The following is a 469-nucleotide window of genomic DNA, read 5'->3' as shown; positions in this document are numbered from 1 at the left end:
ATATTGAAATAGACTTCCCGTTCCTTATCGCCTTTACCTCTGATAATGGCGGATCGGTTCATCCAATTAATTCTGCCTCTATCTAAGGTAACAACTTCTCCTATTCGGCATCCAGTGGAGAACATGAATTCAAACAGAGCATTTTCCTTTGGTGAACAACAGGCTTCCCGTAAATGTTCAATTTCCATTTCGGTTAAAAATTTAGGAATTCGTTTCCCGGTTTTAGGTTCTTTTATTTTAGCTGCTGGATTTTTGGGAATATGCCCTTCTTCATGAGACCATCGAAATAATGATTTCATAAAACGAATTCGATGAGCCAAACTTGCAGGCTTAAGGCTTCACTTGATTTTGCTAAATAAGCTTTTAATTGATCCGTAGTAATCGTATCAAGTTGAACATCAGTAAAAAAGCGTATAAGTAAGCCGGACTGTAGTTTATATGCTTTTAATGTTTGCGGTGAAAAGCCTTC

General features: G+C 37.3%; 1 pseudogene. It reads right to left on the bottom strand.

Annotated elements, in window-relative coordinates:
• Positions 1-469 (bottom strand): annotated as a pseudogene (locus FS608_RS29760) (tyrosine-type recombinase/integrase); the annotation flags it as partial.

The organism is Bacillus sp. X1(2014), from assembly GCF_007678255.1.
The sequence above is the reverse complement of the archived record's forward strand: the minus strand, read 5'-3'. Positions and strand labels throughout refer to the sequence as shown.